Origin of the sequence: Rhodococcus sp. ENV425 (assembly GCF_002887785.1) — a bacterium.
In the GTDB taxonomy this organism is placed as follows: domain Bacteria; phylum Actinomycetota; class Actinomycetes; order Mycobacteriales; family Mycobacteriaceae; genus Rhodococcus; species Rhodococcus aetherivorans.
Map to the genome: position 1 here is coordinate 1 of NZ_PCZU01000054.1, position 2,878 is coordinate 2,878.

Annotated in this window: 4 protein-coding genes; 1 reads left to right on the forward strand and 3 read right to left on the reverse strand. The window is 68.9% G+C overall.

The genetic code is table 11. From position 1 onward, the window contains the following. Nucleotides 1-222: 222 nt before the first annotated feature. Entirely contained in the window at nucleotides 223-1,485 is a 1,263-nt protein-coding gene (gene murA, locus CQZ88_RS04165) for a UDP-N-acetylglucosamine 1-carboxyvinyltransferase (RefSeq protein WP_102799292.1), read from the reverse strand. A gap of 56 nt (nucleotides 1,486-1,541) precedes the next feature. Between murA and CQZ88_RS04170 the strand changes: the two genes are divergently transcribed. Then, nucleotides 1,542-2,114, forward strand: a complete 573-nt coding sequence (locus tag CQZ88_RS04170) for a cob(I)yrinic acid a,c-diamide adenosyltransferase (protein WP_050036333.1) — start codon at nucleotides 1,542-1,544, stop codon at nucleotides 2,112-2,114. A 19-nt stretch (nucleotides 2,115-2,133) separates the two neighbouring features. On the opposite strand, the gene CQZ88_RS04175 is transcribed toward CQZ88_RS04170, so the two are convergent. Both CQZ88_RS04175 and CQZ88_RS04180 read right to left on the reverse strand, forming a co-directional pair. Next, nucleotides 2,134-2,556: a DUF2550 domain-containing protein gene (locus CQZ88_RS04175; RefSeq protein WP_037200752.1), complete on the reverse strand. Its 423-nt coding sequence runs from the start codon at nucleotides 2,554-2,556 to the stop codon at nucleotides 2,134-2,136. A 47-nt stretch (nucleotides 2,557-2,603) separates the two neighbouring features. Then, a partial coding sequence (locus CQZ88_RS04180) for a F0F1 ATP synthase subunit epsilon (RefSeq protein WP_258008436.1) occupies nucleotides 2,604-2,878 on the reverse strand: 275 nt, incomplete at its 5' end.

Below are 2,878 nucleotides of genomic sequence, written 5' to 3' on the forward strand. Positions count from 1 at the left end.
TGTCGCTCTGACCTGGAATAAGTTACGTGAGGAACAACCGTGCGCCAAATCCGCTGGTCAAGCTCCGATGCGGCACTGTTTTCCCAGTTCGCGGGCCGCCCCCGGCCCCGCCTCCGCGCTATCCATCCACCGTGATGCGCGGCACATTCGGCCCGGCCGTGGCGTCCTCCGGGTGGTGCTAGCCGAAAGCGACTGGGGCACAGTCTCTTTCGGCGCACCGCATCAGGAGTCGGAGTCGACCCGCTCGATGACGCCACCGAGCTCCTCGATGATCTCCACGAATCTCGGGTAGCCCCGGTCGATGTGGTAGACGTCGTGTACCTCGGTGACGCCGTCCGCACACAGCCCGGCCAGGACCAGTCCGGCACCGGCACGGATGTCCGACGACCACACCGGCGCGCTCGACAGCTCCTCGACACCGCGGACCACGGCATGGTGCCCGTCGGTGCGCGCATCGGCGCCGAGCCGGATCATCTCCTCGACGAACCGGAACCGCGCCTCGAAGACGTTCTCCGTGATCATCGACGTGCCGTCGGCGACCGCGGCGAGCCCGATCGCCATGGGCTGGAGGTCGGTCGGAAAGCCGGGATACGGCAGCGTCGCGAAGTTGACCGCCCGGGGACGGTCGTGCTGAACAACCCGAAAGCCGTCCACTTCGGGCGTCACCTCCGCGCCGGCGGCACGGAGCTTGTCGAGCACGAGGCTCAGGTGCTTCGGGTTGACGCCGCGCACGCGGACGTCGCCGCGCGTCATCGCCGCCGCGATCCCCCACGTCGCCGCGACGATGCGATCCCCGATGACGCGGTGGGTGGTGGGTTCGAGCCGGGAGACGCCCGTGATCGTCAGCGTCGAGGTGCCGGCCCCGGAGATGCGGGCACCCATCTGGACCAGCATGGTGCACAGGTCGACGATCTCCGGCTCCCGAGCCGCGTTGTCGATCGTGGTCTCTCCGTTCGCGAGAACGGCGGCCATCAGGATGTTCTCGGTGGCCCCCACCGACGGGAAGGCCAGGCGGATCGCGTTGCCGTGCAGGTCGTCGGCCTCGGCCACCACACAGCCGTGCTCGATCGTGCTGTGCGCCCCCAGCAGGCGGAGCCCCGTCTGATGCATATCGAGCGGCCGTGAGCCGATCGCATCGCCGCCCGGCAGCGCGACGACGGCCTTGCGGCACCGAGCCACCAGCGGTCCGAGAACACACACCGACGCACGGAATTGCCGGACGGCGGCGAAGTCTGCCTGGTACTTCGGCTGTGCGGGGGTCGTGATGCGTACCTCGTCACCCTCGAGCTCCACGTCGCATCCGAGTCCGCGGAGAACCTCGGCCATCAGCGGCACGTCGAGGATGTCCGGGCAGTTGGTGATGACGCTCGTCCCCTCCGCCAACAGGGCGGCTGCCATCAGCTTGAGCACGCTGTTCTTGGCGCCCCCGACGACAACCTCACCGACAAGCCGGTTACCACCGGAGACAAGAAAGCGATCACTCACAACGCCACAGCCTATCGACCACACTGCGGGAATACGGGAGCGGTACCGTGACCTGCATGGCTGTCCATCTCACACGGATCTACACCCGCACCGGCGACGACGGTACGACGGGCCTCAGCGACTTCTCCAGGGTGTCGAAGAACGACCCGAGACTGATCGCCTACGCGGACTGCGACGAGACGAATGCGGCGCTCGGCGTGGCGCTGGCTGTGGGCGACGTACCGGAACGGATGGTGCCGGTCCTGCGCCAGATCCAGAACGACCTGTTCGACGCCGGAGCCGACCTGTCGACGCCGGTGGTGCCGGAGCCGAAGTATCCGCCGCTGCGGATCACGCAGGGGTACATCGATCGGCTCGAGCGCTGGTGCGACGAGTTCAACGAGGAACTGGCGCCGCTCGATTCCTTCATTCTCCCCGGCGGCACCGCGCTGGCGGCCCTGCTGCACACGGCCCGTACGGTGGCACGGCGGGCGGAGCGCTCCGCCTGGGCGGCGGTAGCCGCCCACCCGGACGATACGAACGTGCTGCCGGCGAAGTACCTCAACCGGCTGTCGGATCTGCTCTTCATCCTCGGTCGTGTCGCGAACCCGGACGGTGACGTGCTCTGGAAGCCGGGCGCGGGCGCGTGAGGACCCGGTCGGCCGGACGTCAGTTCGGCCGGCCGCGCAGGGATCGGTCCGAAGGCCGGGATTCGAGCCAGGACAGGAAGGCGGTGAGTGCACCGCTGTCGAGGGCGATCTCGAAGTTGTTTGCGCCGTCCTGGATTTCGAGGATCACGATGTCCTCGGTCATGATGTCGTGCTCACTGCCCTCGGGCGCGCGACGGCTGCGCACCTCGACTCCCTGCCGGGCGAGCCGCGAGTCCGGGCCCGGGCGCAGACTGGAGAGCTTGTAGAAGACGAGCGTGCGCTCGCCGTAACGGATGACGCCGTGCCGCCACCCGGCGCCGGCGCCGTTGGGCAGCCGCCGCAGGATCGCGGCGGTGCCGCCGCCCCGCAGGGTGACGAGGCGATAGAGAAAAGCCGCGACGGCAGCCGCGAGCAGTATCACCAGAACGATGAGAACAATCATTCCAACTGACACTGCTCGTCGGCTCCGTCGCGGCTTCTCGTGTCCGGTCAGGCCCGCTCGACGGCCCGGAGCCGGCCCCGCGCCGCGGCGATCTCGGCCTCGTCCCGGCTTTCGCTCAGCACGGCGCGCGCGGACTCGACGTCGATGTTCTCCGTCAGCTCCGCGGCCTCGGCGAGGATCGTCACCGTCGTGGCGGTCACCGAGAGGAAGCCGCCGTGCACGGCCGCGACGACGCGCTCGCCGTCGGCGGTCGTGATGGAGACGACGCCGCCCTCCACGAGCTGGCCCAGGACCGGCTCGTGGCCCGGCATGACACCGATCT